Raw genomic sequence first — 24,826 nt, 5'->3', positions numbered from 1 at the left:
CTCGTGCCGTCGAGGACGGCAGGATCAATCGTCGGCTTGCTCGCCGTTGGGGGGATCCATCTCGGTTGTGGGCACTTCGTCGGCGGCCACATCCTCGTCCTCGTCGTCCGATTGCGAGGCCAGACCGGACGGCGCCGAGATCTGGGCGATCACGAAATCACGGTCGATCGTCGGCTTGGCCCCTGCGGGCAGCTTCACGTTGGCGATGGTCGCGCTGTCGCCGATCTCCAGACCCGAAATATCGACGGTGATCGATTCGGGGATGTCGGCGGCGGTCACGACCAGCTCAACCTCGGGACGCACCAGCGTCAGAACACCGCCCGCCTTCAGGCCGGGGCATTCCTCTTCGCCGGAAACCTCGACGTTGATGAACAGGTTGATCTTTGTGGTGCGGCGCAGGCGCAGGAAATCGACATGCGTCGGCAGGTCCTTGACCACGTGGCGCTGAACGTCGCGGCAGATGACCCGCACGTCCTCGTGGCCTTCGACCTTCATGTTGAACAGGGTGGATTTGAATCGACCCTTGCGCAGCATTGTCAGCAGCTTGTTGAACGGGATGTTGATCGGCAGCGGCTCTTTGTCACCACCAAAAACGATCCCCGGAACCATGCCGTCACGGCGTGCCTGACGAGCGGCGCCCTTGCCTGTCCCCGTCCGTTCCTGGGCTTCAAGATCTGGAATCTCTCCGGCCATTTGTCTCTCCAATATAGTAAGGTGGGACGCCTCCAAGGCTGTCGTCCCGTATGAGCCTCGGCCTATAGACCGGATGCGCCATCTTGGAAAGGCAAAAAAGGGCGCGGGCGCTTGTGCGGATGCGGCCCGCGTGCCAAGCCTCCGGCATGAGCCTGATCCATGATCTTTCCCTGTCGCGCAAGCCTCTCGCGGGCTTTGTCGCCATTGGCCTCGCGTGGTCGGCGTATTTTGCCCAGATGCCGGTGATCAAGGCGGGCGTGGACGCCTCCGATGGCGCCTACGGTGTTGCGGTCCTCTGGGCGTCGTTCGGGGCCATCGCGGCCATGTGGCTGGCGCCATTGGCGCACGCGCGTCTCGGCGGTGCGGCCGTTGCGCTGAGCATCTGCGTGATTGCGCTGTCGATCCTGGGCACGGGTCTGGTGGGCACGCTCTGGGCGCTGGCGCTGATGCTGTTGCTGCTCTCGGCAGGCTCGGGTGTGGTGGACGTGCTGATCAACGCGCAGGTGGCGCAGGCCGAAGAGAGCAGCGGGCGCGCGTTGATGAACCTCAATCACGGGCTTTATTCGCTCAGCTACGCGGCCTCTGCCGTGGGGGTGGGCGCGCTGCGCGAAGCGGGGTGGGCCCCGCCGCAGATCTTTGCGCTGCTGCTGGTGCTTTTTGCGGCGCTCGGCTGGGCGAGCCTTGGCCGCACGGCAGCCCCTGACGACGTGACCCCAGAGGCGAAAACGCCCCTGCCCACCGCCCTGATCTGGATCGCGGGCACGGTCGTGTTCTTCGGCTTTCTGATCGAGGCGGCGTCGGAGGGCTGGTCGGCCCTGCACCTAGAACGCGGTCTGGGCGGATCGGCGCAGCAGGGCGCGCTGGGGCCCGCGCTGCTGGGTCTGATGATGGGGGTGGGGCGGTTGTCGGGCCACGCGCTCGCGCGGTTTGTGCCCGAACTGGTGCTGATGTCGGCGGCGTGTTTGCTGACCGCGGTGGGGCTCATCGCGGCGGCGCTGGCCCCCACGGTGGGCGTGGCGCTCGCGGGCTTTGCCACCGCCGGGCTGGGCGTGTCGGTGATCGCACCCTTGACGCTCGCCATCGCGGGCCGCTCCGCGCCTGCGCACATCCGGCTGGTCGTAATCGCGCGGGTGTCGGTGCTGGGCTACGGCGCGTTCTTCATGGGGCCGCCGCTGATGGGGCTGATCGCGCAGGGCTACAGCCTCAGCACGGCGTTCCTGACCGTCGCGGTGCTGAGCGTGGGGGTTGGCATTGGGGTCGTGCCGCTGCTGGCGCGCGTGGCGCGTTAGGAGATATCCGTCTCCAGATACCCGCCCGCGTCGCGCAACCGGGCGTAGAGCGCAAAATCCTCGGGCCGCGCGGCCTCCAGCAACGCCCGCGCCTCGGCGCTGACGCGCGTATCGGCGGGGGGCGAGACGTTCTTGGGCTTGAGCTTCAGCTCCATGTCCAACTGCCGCTCCAGAAATCCCCGGAACGCAGGCTGCGCCTCGTAGGCAAAGAGGTGATGCACCATCAGATCGCCCCGGTCGGTCAGAAAGCTGTGCTGGCTGCCGATGCGCGCGCGGGGCGGGGCATCCTCGCCCATGGCGACCTCGCGCACGTAGGCATCGAAACTCATCCCGTCGGTGCTCAACTCTGAGCCTTTCAGCCGCGCGCCGTTACGATAGCGATACCAGCTGCCGACCTGATCCACCGGATCGCGCATCACCGCCACGGCAGCGGGCGCCTTGCCAAAGGTATCCTGCAAAAACGGCAGCACCTTGCGGATATAGCGCTGCGCGGTCAGATGCTTGCGCCGCTTGGCAAACACGATCTCCGCACGCGGCTTCAGCGCCATCTCGACGGCGGTTGTCCCGGTTTTGGGGTTCGCCAGAAACGCTAGCTCATGGCGCAGGAAAATCAGCATCAGCTTTGCCAGCGCCCCTCGAAATCCTGCGGGATCAGCAGGTTGTGCTTGCCCAGGTTGGCCACATTGGTCTCGCCGCACAGCGCCATGGTGGTATCCAGCTCGCGGTGAATAACCTCCAGCGCGCGTGTGACGCCCTCCTGACCCATCGCGCCGAGACCGTAGATGTAGGCCCGCCCGATGTAGGTGCCCTTGGCCCCCATCGCCAGCGCCTTGAGCACGTCCTGACCCGAGCGGATGCCGCTGTCGAGGTGCACCTCGACCTCATCGCCCACCGCCTCAAGGATCGACGGCAGCGCCCGGATCGAGCTGAGCGCACCGTCCAGCTGCCGCCCGCCGTGGTTGCTCACGATGATCGCATCGGCGCCGACCTTGAGCGCCATCTTGGCGTCCTCGGCATCGAGGATCCCCTTGAGGATCACCTTGCCGCCCCATTGCTCCTTGATCCGGGCGATCTTGTCCCAATCGAGCGTCGGGTCGAACTGCTCCGCCGTCCAGGCGCCCAGATCGGCATTGTCCGAAATATTCTCCACATGGCCAACGATATTGCCGAACTCGCGCCGCTGCGCGCCCAGCATCCCGATGCCCCAGCGCCATTTCGTGGCAAGGTTCGCGATGGAACTCAGCGTGAGTTTCGGCGGGGCGCTCAGCCCGTTCTTGATGTCCTTGTGCCGCTGGCCAAGGATCTGAAGATCCAGCGTGATGACAAGGGCCGAGCATTTAGCCGCCCGGGCCCGTTCGATCAGGCGGCTGACATAGTCCTGATCGCGCATCGTATACAGCTGGAACCAGAACGGTTTGGTCGTGGCCTGTGCCACATCCTCGATCGAATTGATCGACATGGTCGAGAGGGTGAAGGGCACGCCAAAGGCCTCCGCCGCGCGGGCGGCCTTGATCTCCCCGTCGGCGTGCTGCATGCCAGTCAGCCCCACGGGGGCCAGCGCCACGGGCATCGCGACGGTCTGGCCGATCATCTCGGCGGCGGTGCTGCGGCCCGACATATCGACGGCCACACGCTGGCGCAGGCGGATCTGGTCAAAATCGGTGGTGTTCTCGCGGAACGTCTGCTCGGTCCAGCTGCCGCTTTCGGCGTAGTCATAGAACATGCGCGGCGCCCGGCGTCGGTGCAGTTTTTTCAGATCGTCGATATTGGTGATGACGGGCATCGGGGGCGCCTCCGCAAAGATTGGTCATGTTTGTTTACCAATCTCCCGCGCGGCGATCAATCACTGATGCGCGGCAGGTCCGTCAATTTGTCGCAGCCGTTCCGCCTCTGGTCGCCTTTAAGTTGAGAGCGGAATACCCATTTCCATCGCATCACAATCAAGCAAGAGGCCAAAAATGACCCGAGCTACCCTTTCAGACTGGCGTGAGGAGCAAACCGAAAAAGCGCAACCCGCCCTGCGCGCCCGCAAGCTTCTCAAGGAACTCGACGCCAAGCCATCCGTCGATATCGCAGCCAAGGCACGCCAGCAGATCCTTGCCGCCAAGCTTGAGATCGACTGACCTCAGGCGCCATGCGCCCCATCGGCCAGCGTTTTGACGAATGCCAGCACGTCGGCGGTGCTGTCGCCCGCGGCGATCTTGCTCACGATGGCGGAGCCGACGACGACCCCATCGGCGACCTCGGCGATGGCGCGTGATTTTTCCGGCGTATTGACGCCAAAACCCACCACGACCGGCAGGCCAACCGTCTCGCGGATGCGCGTGACCTCGGGGCCGACATCGCCCGCATCGGCCTCCGCCGAGCCGGTGATGCCGGTGATCGAGACATAGTAGACAAACCCGGACGTGTTGCGCGCCACCGTCGGCAGGCGCCGGTCATCCGTGGTGGGCGTGGCAAGGCGAATGAAATTCAGCCCGGCCTCCTGCGCGGGCAGGCACAGCTCGTCGTCTTCCTCGGGCGGCAGATCCACCACGATCAGCCCGTCGATGCCCGCCTCCTTGGCCGCCGTCAGAAACGCCGCAACACCCATCGAATAGATCGGATTGTAATAGCCCATCAGCACGATGGGCGTGGTGTCGTCGCCTTCCCGAAACGCGCGCGCCAGATCAAGGGTGCGCTTGAGGGTCATCCCGCCCTCCAGCGCGCGTTGCCCCGCCAGCTGGATCGTGGGGCCATCGGCCATCGGATCGGTAAAGGGCAGGCCCAGTTCGATAATGTCTACACCTGCCCCCGGCAAGCCGCGCACGATCTCGAGGCTGCGGTCGTAATCGGGATCGCCCGCCATCACGTAGGAAACGAACGCTTTGCGGCCTTCGGATTTCAGCCGGGCGAAGGTGTCGTCGATACGGGTCATGGCGGTGCCTTTGCGGTTGAGGTGGTAACGCCCCCTTTGCCCAATCGCGCGGGTGAAATCAATCCGCTCCGTTCCGACCGGGTATCGGAATTTTTCGAAAATTCCGGTCCGGAAAATTCCAAATTTTCCGATCCCCGCCGCGGATGTCGTTTGAAACGGGCAGGGGAGTGCTTATTTCCTGTGCTATGAATTACCTGCTCGCTATCCTGCTGCCGCCCCTGTCGATCTTTCTGACGGGGCATCCGATCCTCGGGATCCTTGTGTTTTTCATCTGGGTTCCGGCGCTGTTGTTCACCGGCGGGTTGACCCATCCGATGTTCATCCTGCTGGCGTGGTTCCTGATTTTCTCCGCCCGTGAACGTCGCGCGCGGGCGCAGGACTTGCGCCGCCCCGACTGACCTTTTAGGACAGCGCAACCAAACCGCAGCAAGGGGCGCATCATGGGTTTCAAAATGGGTATCGTCGGTCTGCCGAACGTCGGCAAATCCACGCTTTTCAACGCGCTTACCCGCACCGCCGCCGCACAGGCCGCGAACTTCCCCTTCTGCACGATCGAGCCGAACGTGGGCGAGGTCGCCGTGCCCGACGCGCGCCTCGATAAGCTCGCCGCCATCGCGCAATCCAAATCCATCATCCCCACCCGCATGACCTTTGTCGACATCGCGGGTCTGGTCAAAGGCGCCTCCAAGGGGGAAGGGCTGGGCAATCAATTCCTCGCCAACATCCGCGAGGTCGATGCCATCGCCCACGTGTTGCGCTGTTTCGAGGACGGCGATGTAACCCACGTCGAGGGCCGTGTCGATCCCATCGCTGACGCGGAAACTATCGACACCGAACTCATGCTCGCCGATCTTGAAAGCATCGAAAAACGCCGCGCGGGCCTCGTGCGCAAGATCAAGGGCAACGACAAGGACGCCGCCCAGCAGGACCGCCTGCTCGCCGCCGCCCAAACCGCAATCGAAAACGGCCAGCCCGCCCGCACGGTCGAAGTGGACGCCGACGACCTCAAGGCGTGGCGCATGCTGCAGCTGCTGACCACCAAACCCGTGCTCTACGTCTGCAACGTCGGCGAGGCCGAGAGTGCCACCGGCAACGCCCACTCCGCCAAGGTGGCGCAGATGGCCGCCGCGCAGGGCAACGCCCACGTCATCATCTCCGCCCAGATCGAGGAAGAGATCAGCCAGCTGGAACCCGAAGAGGCGCAGATGTTCCTGTCGGAAATGGACCTCGAAGAGCCCGGCCTCGACCGCCTGATCCGCGCGGGCTACGAGTTGCTGCACCTCGAGACCTACTTCACCGTCGGCCCCAAGGAAGCGCGCGCCTGGACCATCAAAACCGGCACCACCGCCCCCAAGGCCGCCGGCGTCATCCACGGTGACTTTGAAAAAGGGTTCATCCGCGCTGAGACCATCGCCTACGACGATTTCGTGACCCTGGGCGGCGAAGGCCCCGCAAAAGAAGCCGGCAAGATGCGCGCCGAGGGCAAAGGCTACACCGTCAAGGACGGCGATGTGCTGCACTTCCTGTTCAATACCTAGGTGCGGCGGGCGTCGATTTTCGCCAACAAGACGTCGGCCATCTCGATATAGCGTGAAGCGCCTGCCTCAACGAAGACCTCGTGGGCGTTTGCGACGTAGTCTTTTGCCCGGTCAAGATGCGTGGCATTGCCCGTTATGTCGAAGAAAGCGATTTCGACGGCGCCCAAGTTCCCGTTTGTAAACGCCCAGTTGAGCGGCACGCGGTCGCGGGTCCATTCCAGCAAAGCGTTTTCATAGGCCGTCACCGCCTGCTCCAACCGCGCGGTATCGCTTTCGCGTTCGCCGAGCGAGCGCAGCACGTTGCCAAGGTTGTTCTGCGTCATAGCCCAGTCAAGCGGCACGCGGTCGCGGGTGTATTCCAGCAAGGCATTTTCATTGGCCGTGACCGCCTGCTCCAATCGCACGGTATTGCTTTCGCGGTTCCCAAGTGTTTGGAGGGCCCTGCCAAGGTTGTTCTGCGTCATGGCCCAGTCAAGCGGTAATCGGTCGCGGGTGTGTTCCAGCAAGGCACTTTCAAAGGCCGTGACCGCCTGCTCCAACCGGGCGGTATCGCTTTCGCGTTCCCCGAGTGACCATAGCGCGTTGCCAAGGTTGTTCTGCGTCATGGCCCAGTCAAGCGGCACGCGGTCGCGGGTGCGTTCGAATAAGGCGTTTTCATAGGCCTTGACCGCCTGTTCCAGTCGCATGGTATCGCTTTCGCGTTCCCCGAGTGACCGTAGCGCGTTGCCAAGGTTGTTCTGTGTTATTGCCCAGTCAAGCGTCGCGCGGTCGCGAGTAAATTCCAGCAATGCGTTTTCATAAGCCGCAACCGCCTGTTCCAATCGCGCGGTATCGCTGTCACGCCCTCCCAAGATGGCCAGCGCAATACCAAGGTCGTTCCAAGCCGCGCCGCGCGTGTCCGGGGTGCCGGCGTGCTCCAGACTGATCTGGGCCAGATGGATCGCCACCGTGGCCTCAAACGTCACCCCCCGATCCCGGCCTTTTACGTACCATTCATCTTGAAGCGCACGCAGCGCGTCAAACACCCCTTTTGGCGCGTCGCGCATCACTTGCTCGGTCAGCAGCGTGGCGGTCGCCTCTGCATCACCGGCCAGTGTCGCCATGTCCACCGCCCGCGCCAACAGGCGCGCATCGCGGGCCTTGCCCTCTTCGCGCGCCGCGTGGATGGCATCGAGCGCCTGCGCATAGTTCCCCTCCGCCGCCAGCTGTGCCGTCCGCGCAAACACCTCATCCACAAAATCGCGGTGGTTCGACGGCGCGTGCCCCTCCTGCTGCACGCGGATCGCGATGGCCACCGCATCCTCAATCGCCGTCCACGCCGCGCCCAGATCGGTCGCGTCCTGCACGATCCGGGTGGCAAGCCGCAGGATCGCCCGCTCGGTGATCCCCTCGTCGCGCATGCGCTGCGCGCCGCCGCTGGCGTCGAGCCTTTGCAGCAGCGTCGCCGTATCCGCCGATTGCTGGTCACTGGGCGCCACGATCGGCGCCAGTGCTGCGGCCAGCACGGCCTCGAATGTGTTCAGCACGGAGGGATTCTGCCGGGCGGGGTCTTTGGCCGTCGCCGCCACGCCATCGCGGATGTTCTTCGCGATCCGCGCGGCGATATAGCTGCCTTCGGAAATATCCTCGAACGTGGGCGCGTTGGTTTTCAGCAGATCCAGCACGACTTTCTTGTGATCCGCGGGCAGGGGGGAGCGTTCGAGCTCTGCCTGCAGGATCGGCGCCATCAGCTTCGCCGCTTCCCGCGTCTGGCGGTCCGACCCCCTGAACAGCGACAGCCCCGACAAGGCCGCCCCAATCGCCATCCCCGCCCGCCAAAGAGCGTGATATCCGCCGCCGTCGCCGCCGCCCCAAAGGCCGTAGCCACATTCAACCCATGCAGTGATTTTTCAAACATACGCCACCCCTTGCACAAGGATGCCGCACGACCCGGCGGATTGCAAACGCACGTCGGACCATGGTGTTTTGACCTGAACAGGCTGTGGGAATCGACGCAGACGGGCATGTGTCGGGTGATGCCTGCGGGAAGGGTGACACGTCCAAATCGGGCTTCGCCCCCAAAAGCCGGGCCAAGGTGTGCGCGGCTGTGGTCCGGGGCGCGTTGAGCGACAGCCGCGCGTTTCCCGCAGGGTTCTGCAATACCCGCTGGTCGCTGGTCGACACGAACGGCGGGAGCGCGTCACGGTGAGCCGTTTCAGAACGGCTCCGCCATCGGCGTCGGTCCGCCCGGACGGGGGGGAGAGGCCAGTCCACCCTCCAGCAGACCGAAGTCCGATAGCATCGCCCCGACCCGCGCCTCACACCGCCCCCGATCGGGGTCCGTCCCGACGGAATACCCGCACCCGGTAGCTTTCGCGCACCCGATCCCAGCAAGCCGACTGCGCTGCTTTTCCGCACGAGCGCCAGCCTCCTTTGCGAACGCACCCCGTCAACGGCGCATGCAACCGCGCCCTCAATGCGCACACGGCAGTGTACGGCCGGTGCACACCCGGTGTACGTCCTGTGCATGCCGGTAAATTGACCCAGACAAACCACTTGCCCTCCCAAACCCCGCCCGCTAAACGGGTCAGCGGAGACGTGGCCGAGTGGTCGAAGGCGCTCCCCTGCTAAGGGAGTAGGCCCGGAAGGGTCTCGAGGGTTCGAATCCCTTCGTCTCCGCCATTACCCATTGGTTTATTGGATAAATTGGCGCTCAACCAGACCTACCCACGAACTACCCACGGCGCGAACCCGGCTTTTATCGGCCCTTACGGGCGTTGGGCGCTCACGAAGACGTTATCTGCACACAACGTACGGTGCGTCCGCAAAACTCTACCGCTTGACGTTTTGTTAATCCGATTGCACATACTTGGGACGAATAGCCCCCGTCGGACCTGGCCGTAACTGGTCCCCGGCGGGGTTTTCGTTTCTGAGGTACTGCATGGCGGAAAAACCTGTCACAAAATAAGCGACGGGTTTCTTTGACGCTCAAAACCTCTACCGGCACGCGAAAGACGCGTTCGGCCACATACATCCCAACTTTGATCCTAAGAAGCTTCACGCTGCGGTTTGCGCGGCGCACGGTTGGACGCCAAACCTGACGCACTTCTATACTGGTGTGCTGGAAATGTCGCGCAGTGAAATGTGGACCGGCTACTGGAACAACCGCGTTATGGCGCTCAAACGTGCGGGTGTGAATGTCACCACGCGGAAACTACGATACCACGACGACCACGTTGAGTTGCCCGACGGAACTTTTGAAACGGTCACTTCGGTGCAAGAAAAGGGGGTAGACGTTCGATTGGCTCTGGACGTTGTGAAGCTGGCACGCCTCAGAAACTACGACGTCGCAGTGATTTACAGCCAAGATCAAGACTTGTGCGAAGTCGTCGAAGAAGTACGAGAGATTGCCAAGGAACAAGACCGCGCCAGTGAAATATGCTGTGCGTTTCCTTCGGGTGGAGGGGCAACGTCCCGGCGTGGCATTGATCGCACCTAATGGTTCAAAATGGATCAAACCTTCTACGATGCGTACCGTGATCCACACGACTATCGACCCGCCAAGAAATAGGAAGGCCGCGCCTCATTGAGACGCGGCCCCGGCGCGGTCCATGTCGCGCCTAAGCACCGGGGAATAGGCCGCAAGCTATTCCGCGCCGATGCTGTCTGGAAACCCGCTAGGGATGCTGGCAGAGGGCTGCGACGGCCTGACGATCTGCGACAGGGATTGCCCACAGTGGGACGCACAGGCACGCCACGGCGTCTAGGTCGATATCGCCCAACCCTCCCCCGGCCAGCGCGTCCGCAATCGACTGTGAGGGCGACGACAGGGCCAGTGTCAGCACGTCGGGCAACTCAACTCCCAGCTTGTACCAGAATAGGTGCCCCAGCCGCCTGACAAGCGCCGGGTGGCCGTGCGGTTCCATTTCCAGCCGGGCCTTCGGCGTGGCGGCGGGCATCTGGCCTGTGGGCACCAATAGGGCAAGCCCGTTTTCGGCCAACTCCGAAAGGTCCGGCCAATCGGTTGACGACGGTTCGACGAGAAGCAACGTCGCGTACGGCCCGACAAGGATTTGGTCCTTGCCAAGCGGTGTACGGCGCATACGCGACGACTGCGTTAGCCAATCCGATATGGCCTTAATGTCCGATTGGGCCGGGGTCATGGCTACGCGACTTCGACGTGCGACGCGGCTTGGTCCGCAATCGTCGGGTTGTAGAAGCTGGAATGGATACCGGCGATTGCCTTGTCGTAGCGCGGCAGAAGCCCTTGCAGTTCAACGCCTTGGTCCATTGCCTTGTACGCGGACGGTGCGTGTTTCTCTACGACGTCCAGCCGCAACTTGCTGTGCGACTTTTCATTGATCCCCAACAGGAAGTTGGGCGCGTTGTACAACACGGCGGCAAGCTGCGGTTCGTCCATCGCGGTCTTGCGGATTTGCGCAACGCCGCCGTCTGTGGCCGCTTGTTCCTTCACCCAATTCATAATCTGCGCGTCGATTGCGCTGCGTTCGCCCCGCATTTCAAAAAACGCGTCGGCAACGGCCTGCCCGTCTTGCATCAGGTCTTCGGCCTTCGCTGCGAGTTGGTTGCGGGTGAAGGCCAGTTGCTTCGCCGTGCTTTCGGCAATCTGCTTTGCGGCGGCGTGCTTGGCGACGTCCGTACGGGTACGATCCTGCACAAGTGCCACGGCACGTTCGACGCCCTTGCGCAGTACCTCTTGCGCGTCGGTGATTGTCTGGCCCATGCCCTTGAACTTTTCGGCGTCTGCGTCGCCAAGCATGGCGCGACGTCCCGCGCCCGTATTGGCAAGGGTCAAGAATTTCTCTGCGGTGGGTGTATTCACGAGATAGAGCGGCATTGGTTTGTTCCTTCTATGCGGCGGAGTTAATCAGTTTCGTTTGTTAGGCGATTGCGGCTTCGGCCCATGCGTCTTCGGGCGGCCAATGCGGCACGAGCATGATGTTCTTTGCGTGCGGTAGCGGCGTCAGAATGCGGTCTGTTTTCGGATCGAAGTACACGACCGAATTGTGCATCGGTTTGGGCGGGCGATTGCGTGTTTCAAGTTTCGCAAACCGGCTCTTGAGAAAACGCGTCATTGAACTTCGCCTTTCTCAAGGGCTTCAATCCGTGCTTCCAAGTCACCCGTTTCCATGATCCGGGCAATCATCACCAGAATGTTTGAAAGCTTCGACGCTTCGGACACGTCCAGTTTCTTCGCCCGTGCCAGTCTGTAAAGCTTGGACAATTCGCGCTGCACGTCTGCGACGGTATTCAGCTTCACCCGCACTTGGACAGGGCGGGGGTATCCGTCGTTTCGCTTTGTGTGGAAGGCCAAGACATGTGTGAAAGGTGCGCTCTGATTTCCGTTACAGGCACCTAAGACGGGTCTATTTCGAGCGGTCAAACGAATTCAGGCGTCGAATTGAAACTAGACGAATATGGACAAGTTATTGATTTTGAATGCGAAGGTTGGCTACGCTCAATAGCTTCGCTGGCTCAATAGCAACCCGAAGCGCAGCGATAATTAGGGGTAGAAAGTGGGTAGATTGCACGAAGGCTGAATTTTGTGTGTAACTTCAAGATCACGCGGCGGATAAATACTCCGCCTAACTATGGCGAAGCTACGAAGCGATGCGCTTTCGTGTAGTGCCCACAGGTGGCAATCCCTTCGCAGCCCGCGTGCGGCGGTTCATCACTTCGTCGGATACCAGCGTAGGGAAATAGTCCTCTGCCCCGTCAATACCCTTGCGGCGAAGAACACGGCGCATATCGCTTCGTGCGCCCGGCAGGTGTGCGACGGCGAACAAGACCGTAACACTGAAACGTAGTTTCGCCGGATCGTCTACGACCCGTAGCGTGGTCAGGTATTCACGGGTCAACAGTTCCCCGAAATTCGGGAAGTAGAAACGAGGTCGCGCCATAAGTTGTTCTGCCATGCGTCGTCTGTGCTTGAGATAGCGCCGACGATTGAGTTGTTCACACATTTCCGTCACGAAGCTTTCGCCTGCGCAGCGTTCTTCAGCGTCAAGATATTGCAGACAATTGGCGAGGTACGATAAAACCTTGTCGATATACGCCTTGAATATGTAAATCTCTACGTCTTCGCGTTCGCAATAACCTTTCGCTAGAATTGCGTCTTCGGCCAAATCGAACAATTCGGTAAGCCGACTGTGTGTTAGTTCGTCATGTACGTACATGCCTTCGATCCTTTCTACGTCGTCTCTTTTCTCTTGGTCAGACAAACCCTCGACCGTGCCGGACATTTGGACACCCCCTAAAGGGGGATGTCCTGTCCGTCCGGGTAACTCACGGTCTCGCAAGTTGGACATGTCCGGCAATGTCCGTGTCCTGTCCGGTTGTCCGGCTTGCCGTAACCGCCTGATTTTTCACCCAAGCGAAGGTGCCTACGTACCGGAATACGTCGTCGGCTACGTCCAGTTCGCCAATCTCAACAAGGTCAGTGCAGGCGCGTCGGAAAGCCTTGCTCTTGCTATCGTCATTGTCCTGTGTCGCGATGCGATAGAACGCCTTGCGCCATTCGTTGCGGTGTACGCCAATAACCGACCCGTCGTCGGCAAACAGCCCATGTTCCTTAGCCGCGTCTTCGTACGCCTTCATTGCGCGTTGCTGCGACGGCGTAAGCTTCGTGGCCTTCACTGTCTGGGCTTCGCGTTCGATCAATACCGCCGACGTGAACGGTTCGCCGTTGGCGCGGGTGCCAAGTTCGACGCTTTCCAAGCTGAATCGTACAGGGGCGCTTTCGGGTGCGTCTTTGGCCTTCGTGTGGGAAAGGGTCACTGTGCTGTGTTCCTTTTCAACGCGGAATTCGGCGTCGGCTGCGGCCCGCAATGCGCTGGACCCGCGACCGCGTGAATTGTCGCCATGCCCGCTGTGGTGGACCACGACGACCGTGCAGCTAAAGCGTTCGATCATACGCCCTACAGCCGACACAAAGCGGTTCATATCGCCCGTGCTGTTTTCGTCGCCGTCTCCGAAGTTTCTTGCGAGTGTATCCAGCACGATAAGCTTGATATCGAATTCGCCGGTTGCTTCGGCAATGGCGTCGCAAGCCGCGCTAACGTCCACTGCGTTGAGCATTTCGATTGGCGATTGAATGACGAATAGCGGCTTGCTCTTGTCCAGTTCTTCGCCCGTGTGTTTGCTCCACGTCTGCAATCGCCGCTTGATACCCGCGCCGCCTTCGCCTGCGACGTAGACTGCGCAACCTTGCTGCACTTCCTTGCTGTGAAAATCGCGCCCTGTGGCGACACAGGCTGCGACGTCCAGTGTGACAAAAGACTTGCCGGACCCCGGCGAACCGAAAACGACGACGCAGCTTCGGGCTTCGATCAAGTCGCCAACTATGAAGTCGGGTTCGCGGGCTTCAATATCTGACACATGCTGCGCCCGGAACCGGGGGCGCTGCGCCGCGCCGTCCTGGGGGATCCAGCCGGTCAAGAGGGTCTGCGCAACCTGTCGGCCATGATCGACCCCCAGCGCCCGTTCCTGTCGCTCCGCAGCGTCCCTTTGGGCGGCTTTCCGGTATTCCCGTGCCCAAAGGCGTTCGGCCTTCTGTGCCCGCGTCTCACGGCCCTTGGGCGGGGCGTGCTGGACAAGGGGGCTTGCCATGACCACCCGCCGCACTTGCCCTTCGTCGCTGGAAAACAGACAGGCCGCGCAGATCAACGCGAAATACGCGTCGGACCAATCCGACACTTGGCCTTCGTAGTTGCGTCGGTTCGCTGTGCATTCCCGAATGCGGCCAACAAGTTCGTCGTCGGATACCTGCGGCGCTGCGTGGGCGGTACTGTGGGTATCGGATTGGGCTTTGTCCCGGAGAAGCACTCTGGGTCGTCGAACAGCGGGAACAGGGCATTGTGTGTATGATGAGCGGCCTCACCGGGCAGAAAGTCCAGCTTTACGACTATACGATCAATGAAGAGGCGGGGAGTGTACCCCTTTCCATACTTTACTGTGATCATTTCTGAGCAGGGTTTGGGTCTTGTAAAGGAACACCATCCCATTTTGCACGACCAAAATACGTCAGACTTACATGCTCATACGTTGCGCTGGTACGCGAAACCATCCAGCCCCAACGGCGCTTATGAGTATATACTATTGCGGTCATTTTGACCACGCTCCATTTTTCAAATGTGACAAATCCAATCCCTTATATTCCACCTTCTCAATTTCTTGTTTCAGCCGTGCCATGGATGCGCCTTTGCCATAGCCCCAGTGCGCAGCATCATCCGCGTGGCCGCAGAGTTGCAGAGGTGGCCCGAGAAATCTGAACAGTTGAGCTAGGTGGATTTTCCGCTCCTGATCCGGCAGCGTGCCGGGATGAAAGAGCGAAGATGGCAAGACGACCAAGACGGAACCACAGCCCTGCATTCAAGGCGAAAGTCGCGTTAGCGGCGTTGAAGGGCGATAAGACGATGAGCGAATTGGCAGCGCAGTTCGATGTGCATCCCAACCAGATCAAGCAGTGGAAGGATCAGCTTCTCGACGGCGTGACAGATGTCTTTGATGACAAGCCGAAGGCGTCAAAAGAACCTGAGATCGATGTGAAATCGTTGCACGCGAAGATTGGCCAGTTGACGCTGGAGAATGATTTTTTGGAAGGAGCGCTCGACAAGGCCGGTCTGTTGCCGAGCGCAAAGAAATGACGGATCGCGACCACAAGCTGAGCCTGGCCCGCCAGGCCGATCTGCTCGGGATCAGCCGGGGGAGCTTATACTATGAGCCGCGCCCGGTCGGCGCGGGCGATCTGAAGCTGATGCGTCGGATCGACGAGTTGCACATGGAGTATCCGTTCGCGGGCAGCCGCATGATGAAGGGTTTCTTGCGCCAGGAAGGCTTCACCGCCGGACGATTGCATGTGGCCACCTGCATGAAGCGCATGGGCATTCAGGCGCTCTATCGCAGGCCAAACACGTCGAAACCGGCACCGGGTCACAAGGTATATCCCTATCTGCTGAGAAAGCTGGCTGTGACCCGCCCGAACCAGGTTTGGGCCATGGATATCACCTACATCCCAATGGCGCGCGGATTCGTCTATCTGGTTGCCGTGCTGGACTGGTTCAGCCGAAAAGTCCTGGCCTGGCGACTATCGACAACGCTGGAAACCGGCCCGTGCATAGAAGCTCTGAAAGAGGCGATGCGCCACCATGGCAAGCCCGAGATCATGAACACGGATCAGGGCAGCCAGTTCACATCCATCGACTTTATCAAGACGCTGAAAGAGGCGGACATCCAGATCAGCATGGATGGCAAGGGCGCATGGCGGGACAACGTCTTCGTCGAACGTCTGTGGCGAACGATCAAATATGAGGAGGTCTATCTGCGCGCCTATGACAGCGTGTCGAAGGCTCGCGAAAGCCTGCGCCGATATCTGAAGTTCTACAACACGTGGAGACCGTGACCTGCCCGCCGAGGCTCCCTCGTTCATAACGAGAGTTTGCGGGTCCGGTTTTCATATTCTTCGTCGTCAGTTTGGGCAAGCGCGTCGTGCGGGGAGTGACCTGCTCCCCTGAAATGTCCGGCGTTTTTGGTTAGCCTGTACTCCAAGAAGGAGACAGACGATGAAGAGAAGCCGTTTCAGTGAAGAACAGATAATCGGGATACTGAAGGAGCATCAGGCTGGTGCGACCGCTGCTGATCTGTGCCGCAAGCATGGTGTGAGCGATGCGACGTTTTACAAATGGCGATCCAAGTATGGCGGGATGGAAGTGTCTGACGCGAAGAAGCTGAAGGCGCTTGAGGCAGAGAATGCCAAGTTGAAGAAGCTGCTGGCTGAACAGATGATGGACGTGTCGACGCTCAAGGAAATGTTGGGAAAAAACTTTTGAAGCCCGGTTCACGCAGGAAAGCTGTGACCTGGGCCATGACAGAAAGGCGATACAATCAGAAGCGGGCCTGTGCCTTGGCCGGGATCGATCCGCGTGTCTATCGGCGTGTGTCAAAGCGACCCGCGGACATTGAGTTGCGTGGGCGGCTGAAGGAACTGTCGTCCGAGCGGCGACGTTTTGAATATCGCCGCTTGCACATCCTGCTCAAGCGGGAAGGCTGGCCCCCTCTCGGCAGATTTGCCTTGCAAATCGCCTGCCGGGCAATGGGTGAACTGGAAGAAGCTGTACCGGATTTACCGCGAAGAAGGGCTAACAGTCCGTAAACGGGGCGGTCGCAAGCGCGCAGTGGGCACCAGAACGCCCATGGCGATCCCTCAGGGGCCGAACCAGCGGTGGAGCCTGGACTTCGTGTCTGACAGCCTGTCCTGTGGTCGGCGCTTCCGCATCCTGAACGTGATTGATGACTTCAGCCGCGAATGTCTGGCTGCTGTGGTCGACACATCACTCTCAGGCGACCGTGTCGCGCGGGAGCTGGACCGGATTGCCGAGATGCGTGGCTATCCCTGCATGGTGGTCTCGGACAACGGCACCGAACTGACATCAAACGCCATCCTGAAATGGCAAGAGGATCGCAAGGTTGATTGGCACTACATCGCCCCTGGCAAGCCAATGCAAAACGGCTTTGTGGAGTCTTTCAACGGACGCTTGAGGGATGAGTGCCTGAACGAAAACCTGTTCGACAGCCTCAGACATGCGCGTCATCTGATCGAGGCATGGCGTATCGATTTTAATCATCACCGCCCACACACAAGCCTCGCTGACCTGACGCCAGCAGAATATGCTAAGCGGTCATGTGAAGACCAAAACCTGCACAGAGCTAACCTAAATTAGCGGACTCAATGGGGAGCAGGTTCCGCCCATTATAGGATAGAGTGTCAAAACGTAGAGGGTTCTCCGTAGAAATACAGAAACCCAGTTACCTTCATTCCCACGAGAATGGCATTTCGACGGACTCTTTAGCCGAAATACCTCGTCAGAAGTTCGCCATCGCAAGTTTTACCAACACTTTGAGAGCTTCCGAGGCGTTGTCGACACGGTGCCAGTTCTGGCCGTTGATGATACGCCCATTCAGCACTCGTACACCATCGACATTCTGGAGGCGGATAAACCACTGATTCGAATTATTGGTTACATTCACATACACACGACCGCTTCTGAGGCGATACATTAGTTGCAGTCGACCTACTGTAAATCCATCCCCTACAGCATTGGCAAGCCTTGCACTTTGACCATGAAGATGGCCCTGCATGATAAACTGTTGGTTGGGAACGCGTAAGACGCGAACAGTTCCGCCGAGCGAGACGACAATGTTCGCAACGATAAACGCATTCCTCGCCAGATCCTCTCCGGTGTTCCCTCCTACAAGCGTGCCGATAGCGGCAAATCCCTCCGCCAGAAAATTATAGCCAGCACCGCTGTTAAGTCCGAGAACCATTGTGGCCCCTTCACCAAGCGTCGCAATCCCGACACCTGCGAGCACAATTCCTGCCCCGGTTGTAGCGGGTTCAGGCGTTACAATCCCGACAACGCCAATTGCTGTTTCGCCCGCACCAAGAATTACCAGACCGGTTCCCAAGGCAATACGCCCAAAGGCCTGCCAAAAGGTTTCATTCTGATACGCAATGTGTGCTGCAATATCCTCGAGCGCCTCATGCAGGGCATCTGCGGCTTCGTCATTCGTAAAGTTCGACCAAAACTGATCGTCATCCAGCGCGATGATCTTGTTTTCAAAATCCACGTCATATCTATGGATGATGTGGCTGCGACTCAGAATCCGGTAACCAAGCCCGCCGCCAAAGCCTTCCGGTGTCAAAACCGCAAAGAGCTGGGCGAGCAGTTGGTCCCCGTACTTCCTCTGAAAGGCATCGACAATCCCGCCTGTATCTACCTTATCGCTACCCGGAATGTTGGACGACGGCAGAATAATCGCATCGCGATAGTCTTCAACTTCAGCATCGATCGAGCTTCCGTTCGGGTCGAAGTAGACGGCCACATTCCGGTCAGGACAAGTCGGGCAATCTCTGCCGATTGGGCTGTTGTCAAGCTGCGTCAAGGCAGCCTCAGCCTCGGCTAACCCATCGTCGCTAAAGTCTTGCATCTATATCGGTTCCTTCTGTCGAAAGCGCTTCAATCTCATTCGCAAATCCGTCAGGTCAGTCGCATCCCTTAACGAGGTGACCCACACACGACGCGATGGATCAGTTAGAAAGCATGCGCCCAGAAGGCAGGCTAGCGCGCAGATGACCCCCTCGGGCCAAGGTGGCAGTTTCGGGTCCATTTCCATCCGGCCTGACACAAAGTTACAAAATTCAAAGTGTGCATCGTGTGATAATTTATGATCGACCAAGCGGCAGGCATCGAGCGGCGCAAATTTATCTGAATCCCTTTCAATGTGGTGTGCAATGACTCGTTCTACCATCTTGAGACGTTCGGCAAAGGGCGATGTGTCATGTAAATACTCCGCTGCCTTCTCCTGCAGCGCCAGAGTTCTGATGTTCGCAGGCACGTTCATATTTCCGAGTGCGGCGATCCATACTGAGAAGCGCGGGTCCATATCAAACCTGCAGCCGATCCGAAGAGCCACATTCACCAAGCGGCCGAGGTCTCTTTTTCCTGAGATGCCATAGCCCGCCGCCCAATTCGCCACTATCGCAGTGGTTCGTTCAACGTCGATTTGGGATGCGTTCGACCACTGCGGCTGACTGACGGATTTCGCAATCTCATTCACGCCCTGAAGCCATGCGACGTCTGAAAACCTCCTTCGATCTTCCTCCTCGACAATCTTGATCACCTTGCCATGCTGCCCGGTCGTCGAAGGCGCCGTCAACATCCATACGGGATCGCAATAGACCATCACCCACCGCTCAATGACCCGCTGATTGGAATCATAGCACCAGCGGGCAAAAAGTTCGTGGCGTCCAGGCAAAGACCCAAAATACACGGCGGCAATTTTCGGCTCCCAGAACCGGAATAATGCCCAGCGTTCTTCGTCAATTCGTACCCGGGTAAAATGGCGCAGGTGCTTGGCTATGGGCTCTATTGGCAGATACGAGCGGAAAAATATCCCGGGTCGCTTATTCCAGTAATGAGACGGACCGTCCCCAACTGTGAGCAAATTTCTTGCGAACGAATTGTCTTCCGACAACTCAACAAGCCATGGGCCAACGTCGCTCAGCTCTTCTCCAGCAGCGCCGGAGTAGAGAAACTGATGGGATAGACCCGATGAGTGAAGAATTTCTGCCAATCCAAAAATGACGGTTGCATCCAAAACTGCATAAGTGCGGAGCTTGGGCCCTTGGTTTTGAGTGAGTTGCCCAAACAGGGCGTTCTTCAACTCCTCCGGAATTGGTCCATGAAGTGCGTCACCATCAAGTGGTCTAATGCCTTCCAGTTCAGTTAGCTCTTTGGCTGTGGGCAGCGGATACCCGAACCCCGCGTTCTCCGATACATCAGCATGCATGTCTCTCCCGTTTTCACGCATTCAGAGAGAAAATTTTATGGTGCGCCACGTACTCCGGCTGGCGAAACAAGACTTTCGGATTCCGCTCGCCCGCCATCCTTTCAAGGAATTTCCGCGCCTCATCAATCCAGAGGTTGTCTGGCGTTTTGTGCTCGTGAAATTTGATCGGGTGCGGACGAAGCGCCAACGAGGAAAGAGCTACGATGTCTTTTGCGTAAGCGCAGAAATCAGGATAAATCGCACAATCAATCAAATCACTCTGTAAGTAATACCGGTGATGAAGCCTTAGCGGAAGCTCGTCATAATGATAGCCCGCAAGTTCTTCGGCATGCTCCATAAATGCGACGACGGGAGTGTTGATATCCAATGCGGAAATTTTGGACATACGGGCTGCCAATGCTTTGATCGCGAGGGCTGCTTCCGCGTCTTCATGCGAAGAAGTGCCGTTTGGAAAATCATCTCGAATTTCTGAACCGCTGGTCATTGGTAAGTCATATTTTTTTACATTGCTGACTGAGGTGTAATAGGCCCGCTAATTCCGCAAAATCTGTCTTCCTCTCACAGTAGGATCAGTTTTGGGTGTAGTTGCAAGATTTTTTGTGCAGGATCTCCAACCTCCTTTGAACCAGAGCGCGAAGCTTAGTCGAGCGTCTCTGAAGCGAGGGCTTGATTGCGCCGTGATGCTGACTTCGCTGATACGGCATTTATTTTGGCGGTGGTCTGATTTGCGAGGATCACGGCCAGTTCCGGTGTCCGTAGCACATGCTTGGCTCACAACACCGGATTTTTCAGGGGAGCAGGTCAGCGGTCTTCGTCTCCGCCATCAACCTTCCACATCTGATCCTTCAACCGCATTTTTTGGTGGGAGCATTCCCAGATGTGCTTTTGCGGTGCTTCAATAGCCCGTCATCTCGAGGTAGCCGATGCCTTCGTGGCTGCCGGTGACGCGGACAGGGCCTTCCCAGTAAGGTACCGAGACATCCATGTAGGCGTCAGGGTTGATTGCCTCGACCGTGATGTCGACGCCGTGGGGGGGCAGGGTGATCTGCCATAGGGTGGGGATCTCGCGTCCGTTGACACTGTGCAGGGTGCCAGGCACGGCCTTGAATACATTGGGCGGAAGGGGGGTCGCGCCGCCTTCACGGTCGATCCACGTGCCGGAGCTGAAGGTCTCCCCGTCGCTTTCGCGCAATCGGAAGCCCATCAGCTTGTCTCCATCGTCGAATGACAGCGAAAACCAGTCCCATCCGGTCTGATCGGCTGCAAGCGGCTGGCTGGACCATTCGCGGTCGAGCCAGGCCGTGCCGGTCACGGCAACCTCACCCTGCGGCAGCGACAGCGTGCCGGATAGTGCAAAAGAAGGCTGCGAATAGTAATAGCTCGCCTGTCCCTGCGCGGATTTCACTGAATAGCCTTCATCGCCGTGAAAAACCAACGGCCCGGTGGCGCGCAGATCGACGTTATAGGCGAAATCAGCCCCGGCGGCGGTTAGGGTCAGCCGGTCGAAATCCGGGCCGGCAAGCTGCCATTCATCGATCCAGGCGGCGAAAGGGGCCGCGCGCACACCCGCCTGTCCGATCCCGCCCCGGGCAAAGCGTTCGGCCACGTGATGCGCCTGCGGGGTTGTTACGGCGGCATGGGCAAACCAGACCTGCGGGCTCTCCCATCCCGGCCGCTCCTCGGGGGCGAGGGCGGAGCGGAAAAGCGTCCATTGCAATCCGTACGCCGTACCGTCCGGGCCGGTCATATTGGCTGTCAGGTACCACCATTCAATGCGGTAATCCGGGTGCGCGCCGTGATCGGCGGGAAAGCGGAACTGCGGCGCGGGTTGCGGCACGCTGAACCCTTCCGCCTCACTGCCCATCCCGGCAAAGCCTTGGGCCAGCGCGCCCTGTACAAGCATCAGCACGGCGACAAGCGCGTGCGGGACAGCGCGGAGCAGATCAACGTTCATTGGCAAAGACCTTCAGCAAAGCGGTGGGGGGGATCCGCATCAGGCGCCGCGCGGGCAGGGCGGCGGCCAGCACGGCGGCCCCCAGCGCAAAGCCCGCCAGCCGCAGATAGTCGAGCGGAAACAGATACATCGGCAAGCGCCAGCCGAAAGCCTCGACATTGACGACCGCCAGCAAAATCCAGGCCAACGCCAGCCCGAGGGGGAGTGCCAGCACCGCCGTCAGCACGCTCAGCAGCACCGCGCGCAGCATTTCGAGCAGACCCAGCTTGCGGCGCGTAATGCCCAGCGCCCAGGCGGGGGCAAGCTGCGGCAGGCGCATGGCGGCGAGGGTCAGAAGGCTCATGAATATCGCGAAACCCGCGACGGCCAGTGTCAGCACATTCAGCGCGGTGGTGACGGTGAAGGTGCGCTCGAACACCTGGAGCGAGAACGCCTTGATCTGTGCTTGATCGGTGATTGCGCTCCCGGGCAGGCCAAAATCATCGACAAGTGCCGCGCGCAGCGCCGCGGGGTCTTGCGTGCGCAGGCCAAAGCGGGTGGCGCGGACCTGCGGGTGCAGGCTGCGAAAGAGATCCTCGCCCACGATCGCCTCCCCGATGGGATTGCCGTAGTCGCCAAAGACACCCCCGATGGGCAGCGCCGTGCCGCCCCCGATCGCCAGCGTATCGCCGACCCACAGATCCGCGCGGCGGGCGAGTTGTTCGTTGATCAGCAGCGCCTCACCGGCCGCGACCCTGTCCCAGACATCCGCGCGCCCATCGAGCAGTTGCCAGCTGTCGCGGTAGGTGGCGCCGATCCGGGCGCCGTAGAGCTCGGCGGGCAGCCCGGCAAGCGGGGTCTCGACCGACAGCAGCGGCAGCACCTCGCGCGCCCGCGCGGTGGCGAAAGGCTCAAGCCGTGCGGCCTCTTCAACGCTCTGCGCCGAGACATAGAGCTCGGAGGCGAGCCGTTGATCCAGAAAGCCGACAAAGGTCAGCCGGAAACTCGACACCATGGTCGAGACGCCGACGTTCGCCGCCATGGCCAGCAGCAACGCCATCAGCGCCAGGCTCAGCCCCGGAACCTGCTGGCGTGTGTCGGCCCAGAACCATGCGCGTACCGGGCCACTCTCGCCCCGCGCCGCAAGGGCGAGAATGGCGTCGAGCAGGGCGGGCAGGGCAAGCGCGGCGCCGATCAGCAGGCAGCCCAGCAGCCCAAAGCCCATCACCAGCCCCTCCGAAAAGCTCCAGAGCGCAAGCGCCACGAGCGCCAGCACCAGCGCTGCACCGACCTGCAACCGCCGCATCCCGCCGCGCGCCAGCGACCACGCGCGGGGACGCGCGCTGGTCAAAAGCGGCAACCGCGCAATCCCCCACAGCGCGCCCGCCGCCGCCACGCCCGTGCCCGCCACCGCAATTGCCAGACCGGACAGCCACCACGCCGGGCGCAGCTGCAACGTGCCCGAGACCTGCGCACCGTACAGCCCTTCGAGGGTCGCAGCCACATCCGGCAGCAGCGCTGCCGCCACGGTATAGCCCAGCAAGACGCCCACGCCGCCGCCCACGAGCGCCAGCACCAACAGCTCTGCCGCCATGAGGGCGATCAACCGACCCAGCGGCAGACCCAGCGCGCGCAGGGTGCGCACCATGCCGCGCCGCTGCTCGAAGGCGAGACCGATGGCGCCGTGCACGATGAAAATGCCCACGGCAAAGCTCAGCAACCCGAAGGCGGTGAGGTTGAGGTGGAAGCTGTCCGTCAGCCGCGCCACATCGCTGCCGCCCTGCGCGGGCTGTCGGACGAGCCCCGGGGCGATCTCTGCCAGCGGCGGACGCCCGATGGGCTGGGTCTGGGCCACGATCAAGCGGCTGAGGCGACCATCGAGGTCGAGCAGGCGCTGGGCCACGGGAATGTCGGTGATGGCGGTATCCGGGGCGATGTCGGCCACAATTTCGATGGGGGCGTCGATGAGCCCGGCCAACCGCTCGGCGGTAGCGGCATTTGCAAAAACCGGACGCTCCCGCAGGAAGCTCTGCAAATCCACCGCACCGTCGCCGCCCACGGGGGCCAGACCGCCCGGCGCGGTCAGCGGATCCATCCCGATCAGGCGGATGCGCGCGCCGGGCGGGCCGATCCGGGCGTCAACCACCGGACCCACCAGCCAGCCAGCCCGCCGCAGATCGATATAGGTTTGCTGCGCGATGGTGTCGCCTTCGCCCGGCAGCAACTGGTCGAATTGCCCTTCGCCAAGGGTTGCCGCGGCGGCGTCATAGCTTGCCCGCGCCTCGGCGTTGACGGCCTGCACCCCCGACCACAGGGCCGTGGCCAGCGCCAAACCCGCCAGCAGCGTAAACAGCTGCACCGGTGCCCGCCGCCAGTGTGACCACAACGCGGAAAGTGCGGTGCGGTTCATGCCAGCCGCCCGCGGCTCAGGTGCAGCCGCCGGCCCAGCCGACCTGCGAGGGCCGGCGAATGGGTGACCATCATCAGTGCGGCCCCGGTCTCGGCCACCAGCGCCAGCATCTGTTCCATGACGTCGGCCGCCGTCGCCTCATCCAGGTTGCCGGTCGGCTCATCCGCGAGGATCAGGCGTGGACGCGCGGCAAGAGCGCGGGCAATGGCCACGCGCTGCTGCTGGCCGCCGGACAATTGCTCGGGGTATTTGCCCAGCTGCGCACCAAGGCCCAGCCGCTCCGCCAGCGTTTGCGCCGCCTCCGCGTCGTAGCGCCCCGCAAGCCGCGCCTGAAACGCGATATTGGCCCGCACGTCGAGAGAGGGGATCAGATTGAACTGCTGAAAGACGATGCCGACCGTGTCGCGCCGCAGCGCCGCGCGGGCGGCATCGTCCATCGCGACCACCTCGCGCCCGTCGAGGGTGATCTGGCCTGCGTCCGCTTCGTCCAGCCCGCCGATCAGGTGCATCAGCGTGCTCTTGCCCGATCCGCTTTCCCCGGTCAATGCCAGCGTCTCGCCCGCGTCGAGCGTCAGCGAAACGCCCCGCAGCACGTCAACGGGGCCATCCGCCCCGGCAAAGGATTTCTCAAGATTGTTGACCGTCAATAGCATGCCGCACCCCTCGCATGCCCCACAGCTAAGCCATTGTGCCTCAATG

Annotated in this window: 24 protein-coding genes, 1 tRNA gene and 3 pseudogenes; 9 read left to right on the top strand and 19 right to left on the bottom strand. The window is 60.9% G+C overall.

What is annotated here, in order from left to right:
* Positions 1-24: 24 nt before the first annotated feature.
* Positions 25-693: a 50S ribosomal protein L25/general stress protein Ctc gene (locus KDD17_RS10375; protein ID WP_212703593.1), complete on the bottom strand. Its 669-nt coding sequence runs from the start codon at positions 691-693 to the stop codon at positions 25-27.
* 146 nt (positions 694-839) lie between these two features.
* Here KDD17_RS10375 and KDD17_RS10370 point away from each other — a divergent pair, with 146 nt between their 5' ends.
* A complete protein-coding gene (locus tag KDD17_RS10370; RefSeq protein ID WP_212703592.1) occupies positions 840-1,982 on the top strand; it encodes an MFS transporter in 1,143 nt (380 codons plus the stop codon).
* On the opposite strand, the gene KDD17_RS10365 is transcribed toward KDD17_RS10370, so the two are convergent.
* On the bottom strand, positions 1,979-2,599 hold the full coding sequence (locus tag KDD17_RS10365; protein ID WP_212703591.1) for a hypothetical protein: 621 nt from the start codon (positions 2,597-2,599) through the stop codon (positions 1,979-1,981). The two genes, KDD17_RS10370 and KDD17_RS10365, sit on opposite strands and share 4 nt — an antisense overlap.
* Positions 2,599-3,765 (bottom strand): alpha-hydroxy acid oxidase, encoded by a 1,167-nt coding sequence (locus KDD17_RS10360; RefSeq protein WP_212703590.1) that lies wholly within the window; start codon positions 3,763-3,765, stop codon positions 2,599-2,601. Before KDD17_RS10360 ends, KDD17_RS10365 begins: the two co-directional genes overlap by 1 nt.
* A 175-nt stretch (positions 3,766-3,940) precedes the next feature.
* On the opposite strand from KDD17_RS10360, the gene KDD17_RS10355 reads away from it, so the two are divergent.
* Entirely contained in the window at positions 3,941-4,105 is a 165-nt protein-coding gene (locus KDD17_RS10355) for a hypothetical protein (RefSeq protein WP_212703589.1), read from the top strand.
* Between the two features lie 2 nt (positions 4,106-4,107).
* Here the strand turns inward: KDD17_RS10355 and trpA are convergent, their stop codons facing one another.
* The gene (gene trpA / locus KDD17_RS10350; RefSeq protein WP_212703588.1) at positions 4,108-4,899 is read right to left on the bottom strand and encodes a tryptophan synthase subunit alpha; all 792 of its coding nucleotides are present in this window, start codon (positions 4,897-4,899) and stop codon (positions 4,108-4,110) included.
* 185 nt (positions 4,900-5,084) lie between these two features.
* Here trpA and KDD17_RS10345 point away from each other — a divergent pair, with 185 nt between their 5' ends.
* Together KDD17_RS10345 and ychF are read left to right on the top strand one after the other, a co-directional pair.
* The gene (locus KDD17_RS10345) at positions 5,085-5,297 is read left to right on the top strand and encodes a hypothetical protein (protein WP_212703587.1); all 213 of its coding nucleotides are present in this window, start codon (positions 5,085-5,087) and stop codon (positions 5,295-5,297) included.
* Positions 5,298-5,339: 42 nt separating this feature from the next.
* On the top strand, positions 5,340-6,437 hold the full coding sequence (gene ychF / locus KDD17_RS10340; RefSeq protein WP_212703586.1) for a redox-regulated ATPase YchF: 1,098 nt from the start codon (positions 5,340-5,342) through the stop codon (positions 6,435-6,437).
* Here the strand turns inward: ychF and KDD17_RS10335 are convergent.
* Complete coding sequence (locus KDD17_RS10335) at positions 6,434-8,242, bottom strand: tetratricopeptide repeat protein (protein ID WP_212703585.1); 1,809 nt, start codon at positions 8,240-8,242, stop codon at positions 6,434-6,436. The two genes, ychF and KDD17_RS10335, sit on opposite strands and share 4 nt — an antisense overlap.
* A 176-nt stretch (positions 8,243-8,418) precedes the next feature.
* Between KDD17_RS10335 and KDD17_RS10330 the strand changes: the two genes are divergently transcribed.
* From KDD17_RS10330 to KDD17_RS10320, 3 genes are all read left to right on the top strand, one after another.
* Positions 8,419-8,625: a hypothetical protein gene (locus tag KDD17_RS10330; protein WP_212703584.1), complete on the top strand. Its 207-nt coding sequence runs from the start codon at positions 8,419-8,421 to the stop codon at positions 8,623-8,625.
* 383 nt (positions 8,626-9,008) lie between these two features.
* Positions 9,009-9,098 (top strand) — tRNA-Ser (locus KDD17_RS10325).
* A 346-nt stretch (positions 9,099-9,444) separates the two neighbouring features.
* Positions 9,445-9,915 (top strand): NYN domain-containing protein, encoded by a 471-nt coding sequence (locus KDD17_RS10320; protein WP_254796959.1) that lies wholly within the window; start codon positions 9,445-9,447, stop codon positions 9,913-9,915.
* Positions 9,916-10,093: 178 nt separating this feature from the next.
* On the opposite strand, the gene KDD17_RS10315 is transcribed toward KDD17_RS10320, so the two are convergent.
* The 7 genes from KDD17_RS10315 to KDD17_RS10285 form a co-directional block, all read right to left on the bottom strand.
* Positions 10,094-10,519, bottom strand: coding sequence for a hypothetical protein (locus KDD17_RS10315; protein ID WP_212703583.1), 426 nt, complete (start codon positions 10,517-10,519; stop codon positions 10,094-10,096).
* Positions 10,520-10,581: 62 nt separating this feature from the next.
* On the bottom strand, positions 10,582-11,274 hold the full coding sequence (locus KDD17_RS10310) for a hypothetical protein (protein ID WP_212703582.1): 693 nt from the start codon (positions 11,272-11,274) through the stop codon (positions 10,582-10,584).
* A 43-nt stretch (positions 11,275-11,317) separates the two neighbouring features.
* On the bottom strand, positions 11,318-11,512 hold the full coding sequence (locus tag KDD17_RS10305) for a hypothetical protein (protein ID WP_212703581.1): 195 nt from the start codon (positions 11,510-11,512) through the stop codon (positions 11,318-11,320).
* Positions 11,509-11,697, bottom strand: a complete 189-nt coding sequence (locus KDD17_RS10300) for a hypothetical protein (protein WP_212703580.1) — start codon at positions 11,695-11,697, stop codon at positions 11,509-11,511. Before KDD17_RS10300 ends, KDD17_RS10305 begins: the two co-directional genes overlap by 4 nt.
* A gap of 340 nt (positions 11,698-12,037) precedes the next feature.
* Complete coding sequence (locus tag KDD17_RS10295) at positions 12,038-12,679, bottom strand: hypothetical protein (protein WP_212703579.1); 642 nt, start codon at positions 12,677-12,679, stop codon at positions 12,038-12,040.
* A 43-nt stretch (positions 12,680-12,722) separates the two neighbouring features.
* A complete protein-coding gene (locus KDD17_RS10290; protein ID WP_212703578.1) occupies positions 12,723-14,045 on the bottom strand; it encodes an AAA family ATPase in 1,323 nt (440 codons plus the stop codon).
* A 495-nt stretch (positions 14,046-14,540) separates the two neighbouring features.
* Positions 14,541-14,807 (bottom strand): hypothetical protein, encoded by a 267-nt coding sequence (locus KDD17_RS10285; RefSeq protein ID WP_212706287.1) that lies wholly within the window; start codon positions 14,805-14,807, stop codon positions 14,541-14,543.
* Between KDD17_RS10285 and KDD17_RS10280 the strand changes: the two are divergent.
* Positions 14,771-15,834 (top strand): annotated as a pseudogene (locus KDD17_RS10280) (IS3 family transposase); the annotation flags it as partial. The gene KDD17_RS10285 and the pseudogene KDD17_RS10280 sit on opposite strands and share 37 nt — an antisense overlap.
* A gap of 163 nt (positions 15,835-15,997) precedes the next feature.
* Positions 15,998-17,155 (top strand): annotated as a pseudogene (locus tag KDD17_RS10275) (IS3 family transposase).
* A gap of 142 nt (positions 17,156-17,297) precedes the next feature.
* Here KDD17_RS10275 and KDD17_RS10270 read toward each other — a convergent pair.
* The 7 genes and pseudogenes from KDD17_RS10270 to KDD17_RS10245 all read right to left on the bottom strand — a co-directional run bounded on the left by KDD17_RS10270 (position 17,298) and on the right by KDD17_RS10245 (position 24,780).
* A complete protein-coding gene (locus KDD17_RS10270; RefSeq protein WP_212703577.1) occupies positions 17,298-18,422 on the bottom strand; it encodes a hypothetical protein in 1,125 nt (374 codons plus the stop codon).
* Positions 18,423-19,784, bottom strand: coding sequence for a DUF4123 domain-containing protein (locus KDD17_RS10265; protein WP_212703576.1), 1,362 nt, complete (start codon positions 19,782-19,784; stop codon positions 18,423-18,425).
* A 13-nt stretch (positions 19,785-19,797) separates the two neighbouring features.
* Positions 19,798-20,268 (bottom strand): hypothetical protein, encoded by a 471-nt coding sequence (locus KDD17_RS10260; RefSeq protein WP_212703575.1) that lies wholly within the window; start codon positions 20,266-20,268, stop codon positions 19,798-19,800.
* Between the two features lie 411 nt (positions 20,269-20,679).
* A complete protein-coding gene (locus tag KDD17_RS10255; RefSeq protein ID WP_212703574.1) occupies positions 20,680-21,738 on the bottom strand; it encodes a lipocalin-like domain-containing protein in 1,059 nt (352 codons plus the stop codon).
* The gene (locus KDD17_RS19265) at positions 21,728-22,081 is read right to left on the bottom strand and encodes an FtsX-like permease family protein (RefSeq protein WP_431358153.1); all 354 of its coding nucleotides are present in this window, start codon (positions 22,079-22,081) and stop codon (positions 21,728-21,730) included. The genes KDD17_RS10255 and KDD17_RS19265 overlap by 11 nt, the downstream gene beginning before the upstream one ends.
* A 1,056-nt stretch (positions 22,082-23,137) precedes the next feature.
* Positions 23,138-23,812, bottom strand: a pseudogene (locus KDD17_RS19260) (FtsX-like permease family protein); the annotation flags it as partial.
* Between the two features lie 311 nt (positions 23,813-24,123).
* Entirely contained in the window at positions 24,124-24,780 is a 657-nt protein-coding gene (locus KDD17_RS10245; RefSeq protein WP_212703572.1) for an ABC transporter ATP-binding protein, read from the bottom strand.
* Positions 24,781-24,826: the final 46 nt, after the last annotated feature.

Origin of the sequence: Sulfitobacter albidus (genome assembly GCF_018200035.1) — a bacterium.
Taxonomy (GTDB): domain Bacteria; phylum Pseudomonadota; class Alphaproteobacteria; order Rhodobacterales; family Rhodobacteraceae; genus Sulfitobacter; species Sulfitobacter albidus.
This window is presented reverse-complemented; position numbering and strand designations above follow the sequence as displayed.

Excerpts from the sequence above, each read along its gene's own strand:
- KDD17_RS10375 (WP_212703593.1), bottom strand. The coding sequence starts at position 693 with ATGGCCGGAGAGATTCCAGATCTTGAAGCCCAGGAACGGACGGGGACA.
- KDD17_RS10370 (WP_212703592.1), top strand. The coding sequence starts at position 840 with ATGAGCCTGATCCATGATCTTTCCCTGTCGCGCAAGCCTCTCGCGGGC.
- KDD17_RS10365 (WP_212703591.1), bottom strand. The coding sequence starts at position 2,599 with ATGCTGATTTTCCTGCGCCATGAGCTAGCGTTTCTGGCGAACCCCAAA.
- KDD17_RS10360 (WP_212703590.1), bottom strand. The coding sequence starts at position 3,765 with ATGCCCGTCATCACCAATATCGACGATCTGAAAAAACTGCACCGACGC.
- KDD17_RS10355 (WP_212703589.1), top strand. The coding sequence starts at position 3,941 with ATGACCCGAGCTACCCTTTCAGACTGGCGTGAGGAGCAAACCGAAAAA.
- trpA (WP_212703588.1), bottom strand. The coding sequence starts at position 4,899 with ATGACCCGTATCGACGACACCTTCGCCCGGCTGAAATCCGAAGGCCGC.
- KDD17_RS10345 (WP_212703587.1), top strand. The coding sequence starts at position 5,085 with ATGAATTACCTGCTCGCTATCCTGCTGCCGCCCCTGTCGATCTTTCTG.
- ychF (WP_212703586.1), top strand. The coding sequence starts at position 5,340 with ATGGGTTTCAAAATGGGTATCGTCGGTCTGCCGAACGTCGGCAAATCC.
- KDD17_RS10335 (WP_212703585.1), bottom strand. The coding sequence starts at position 8,242 with ATGGCGATTGGGGCGGCCTTGTCGGGGCTGTCGCTGTTCAGGGGGTCG.
- KDD17_RS10315 (WP_212703583.1), bottom strand. The coding sequence starts at position 10,519 with ATGCGCCGTACACCGCTTGGCAAGGACCAAATCCTTGTCGGGCCGTAC.
- KDD17_RS10310 (WP_212703582.1), bottom strand. The coding sequence starts at position 11,274 with ATGCCGCTCTATCTCGTGAATACACCCACCGCAGAGAAATTCTTGACC.
- KDD17_RS10305 (WP_212703581.1), bottom strand. The coding sequence starts at position 11,512 with ATGACGCGTTTTCTCAAGAGCCGGTTTGCGAAACTTGAAACACGCAAT.
- KDD17_RS10295 (WP_212703579.1), bottom strand. The coding sequence starts at position 12,679 with ATGTCCGGCACGGTCGAGGGTTTGTCTGACCAAGAGAAAAGAGACGAC.
- KDD17_RS10290 (WP_212703578.1), bottom strand. The coding sequence starts at position 14,045 with ATGGCAAGCCCCCTTGTCCAGCACGCCCCGCCCAAGGGCCGTGAGACG.
- KDD17_RS10285 (WP_212706287.1), bottom strand. The coding sequence starts at position 14,807 with ATGCAGGGCTGTGGTTCCGTCTTGGTCGTCTTGCCATCTTCGCTCTTT.
- KDD17_RS10270 (WP_212703577.1), bottom strand. The coding sequence starts at position 18,422 with ATGCAAGACTTTAGCGACGATGGGTTAGCCGAGGCTGAGGCTGCCTTG.
- KDD17_RS10265 (WP_212703576.1), bottom strand. The coding sequence starts at position 19,784 with ATGCATGCTGATGTATCGGAGAACGCGGGGTTCGGGTATCCGCTGCCC.
- KDD17_RS10260 (WP_212703575.1), bottom strand. The coding sequence starts at position 20,268 with ATGACCAGCGGTTCAGAAATTCGAGATGATTTTCCAAACGGCACTTCT.
- KDD17_RS10255 (WP_212703574.1), bottom strand. The coding sequence starts at position 21,738 with ATGAACGTTGATCTGCTCCGCGCTGTCCCGCACGCGCTTGTCGCCGTG.
- KDD17_RS19265 (WP_431358153.1), bottom strand. The coding sequence starts at position 22,081 with ATGAGCCTTCTGACCCTCGCCGCCATGCGCCTGCCGCAGCTTGCCCCC.
- KDD17_RS10245 (WP_212703572.1), bottom strand. The coding sequence starts at position 24,780 with ATGCTATTGACGGTCAACAATCTTGAGAAATCCTTTGCCGGGGCGGAT.